This is a genomic window from Streptomyces sp. NPDC006450, from assembly GCF_040612195.1.
Taxonomy (GTDB): Bacteria; Actinomycetota; Actinomycetes; order Streptomycetales; family Streptomycetaceae; genus Streptomyces.
This window is the reverse complement of the sequence record NZ_JBEXPT010000063.1, coordinates 35,368-37,796: the sequence shown is the minus strand read 5'-3', so window position 1 is coordinate 37,796 and position 2,429 is coordinate 35,368. Positions and strand designations below refer to the sequence as shown.

At 67.1% G+C, this 2,429-nt stretch carries 2 protein-coding genes; one reads left to right on the top strand and one right to left on the bottom strand.

What is annotated here, in order from left to right; all coding sequences use genetic code 11:
* Positions 1-417 precede the first annotated feature (417 nt).
* Entirely contained in the window at positions 418-954 is a 537-nt protein-coding gene (locus tag ABZY57_RS19820; RefSeq protein ID WP_243341117.1) for a MarR family transcriptional regulator, read from the bottom strand.
* Between the two features lie 123 nt (positions 955-1,077).
* Here ABZY57_RS19820 and ABZY57_RS19815 point away from each other — a divergent pair, with 123 nt between their 5' ends.
* Positions 1,078-2,352: an MFS transporter gene (locus ABZY57_RS19815; protein WP_356513619.1), complete on the top strand. Its 1,275-nt coding sequence runs from the start codon at positions 1,078-1,080 to the stop codon at positions 2,350-2,352.
* The last annotated feature ends 77 nt before the right edge of the window (positions 2,353-2,429 follow it).

The window sequence follows — 2,429 nt, the reverse complement described above, 5'->3', positions numbered from 1 at the left end:
GGTATCAACTTTTGGCGTTGATTTTTGGCACGCTGTTGAGTTCTCAAGGAACGGACGCTTCCTTTGTACTCACCCTCTCGGGCTTTCCTCCGGGCGCTTCCTTCGTTCTTGTGTCTCCGACTCTATCAGACTCTTTCGGGCCTGACTCCCAGTCAGCGGGGTTTGTCTTCCGGGCTGTTGGGCCCTTCCGACTCCCGAACTCTAGTGGATTTCCCAGGCGATTCATAATCGGCCTTCGAGAATGAATTCGGGCATGCCGAATGCGTTCCCAGGGGGAGATCGTGCTGAGTTGGGTGCCGCAACGAGGCGGCGGGATTCGCTGTCTCCGAAACCTTTCAGCTCGGGGACAACTCGAAGAACCTTACGGACCCGCGGAGCCCGTGTCAACCCGGACGTCAGGGGCAGGTCACTAGGCGGTCAGTGCGGGGACTGGAGGTCCTCTACGCGGTCCAGGAGGCGGGTGAGCATGTCGCCCAGTACGCCCCGCTCCGCCGTGGAGAGGTCCTGGAGGAGGTCCTCCTCGAAGACCGTCGCCGCGCGCATCGCGTCCAGCCACTTGCTGCGGCCTTCCGCGGTGAGCTCCACGATCACGCGGACGCGGTTGTTCTCGTCCCGCTCGCGCGTGACCAGTCCTTCCGCCGTCATGCGGTCGATCCGGTGCGTCATCGCCGCCGGCGTGAGGCCCAGCTGCTTCGCGAGCTCGCTCGGGCCCATCCGGTACGGGGCTCCGGACAGAACGAGGGCCTTGAGGACCTCCCACTCCGCGTTGCTGATGCCCAGGGCCGCCGTCTGACGGCCGTACGCGACGTTCATGCGGCGGTTCAGGCGGCTGAGGGCCGAGACGACCTTCTCCACCTGGGGGTCCAGGTCCTGGAATTCGCGCTGATAGACGGCGATCTGTTCGTCGAGGCTCGGCTCGTGGACGGGCGCAGTGCCGTCGGGGGTGTCACCCATGGTCCGAAGTATCGCACGGGCCCGTTGGCGTCTAACTCCTTCGATGTGTAGTGTTAAGCATCGAACTTTAGGTATGAAGTCTTCAAGCTTCAGCAATCAAGGTGGTGAGAAGTGACCAAGGTGATGGGCGCTGCGATGCGGAGGATCCAGGCCGGGAACGCGTTGACCGCGTTCGGTATCGGCTTCACGGTTCCGTTCCTCTACGTCTACGCGGCGAAGGTGCGCGAACTGGACCCCATGTGGGCGACGGGAACGTTCATGGCGTTCGCCCTCGGTGCGCTTCTCGCGCTGCCCTTCACCGGACGGGTGATCGACCGGCGCGGTCCGGTCCCCGTCGTCATCGGGGCGGCAGTCGTCGCCTCGTTCGGCGCCCTGTCGCTCGGGCTCTCCACGGGCGTGGTCGCGATCCTGCTGTCGGCGCTCGCGCTGGGTGCCGGCCAGGCCGTCATGCAGCCCGCGCTGGCCACGATGATCGTGCGGTGCTCCACCCCGTCCACCCGGACCCGTGCCTTCGCCCTCCAGTTCTTCATGCAGAACCTGGGTCTGGGCATCGGCGGTCTGATCGGCGGGCTCATCGTCGACGAGAGCCGTCCCGGAAGCTTCACCCTGCTCTTCAGCATCGAGGCCGTGATGTTCCTGGTGCTGGCCGGGGTCATCGCCACCGTGCGGATGCCGCAGGTGCCGGGCATCAGCACCGCACTGGCCAAGGACGCGGCCCAGCCGGGCGGCGGCTGGAAGCGGCTGATGGAGCACAAGGCGATGGTGCAGTTCTGCGTCCTCGGCTTCGTCCTCTTCTTCGCTTGCTACGGACAGTTCGAGTCGGGTCTCGCCGCCTTCGGTACCGAGGCCGCCGGGATCTCCCCGTCCACGCTCGGTTTCGCGCTCGCGGCCAACACCGGTGCGATCGTGCTCGCCCAGTTCGTCGTGCTGCGGCTGGTGGAGAACCACCGCCGGTCCCGCGTGATCGCGCTCGTCGGCCTGCTCTGGACCGGGGCGTGGATCATCGCCGCGTTCTCCGGGCTGGGGCACGGAAGTGCCGTCATGGCCGCCGCCGCGTTCGTGACCACGTACGCCCTCTTCGGTATCGGCGAGGCCATGCTGTCGCCGACGCTGGCGCCGCTGGTGGCCGACCTGGCGCCGGAGGGGTCCGTGGGGCAGTACAACTCGGCCTTCGCGCTCGTCAAGCAGCTGGCTCTGGCGCTCGGGCCGCTCGGTGTGCCGCTGGCCGCGGGGATGCCGATGCTCTACATCGGGATCTTCGTCCTGGTCTCGCTCGGCATCGCAGGGCTGGCGCTGCGGCTCGGCAAGCAGCTGACGCCGGTGCAGGACAATCCGTCGCTGGCCGGCAGCACCGTCGTGGTGAAGCGGGTGAAGGACGCCGAGCGCGTGCCCGCGTAGGAAGAGCGCGCAGTAAGCAGAAGAGGAGGCCCCGGTCCGGTGGACCGGGGCCTCCGCCGGGGTGGGGGTCCGGGGCG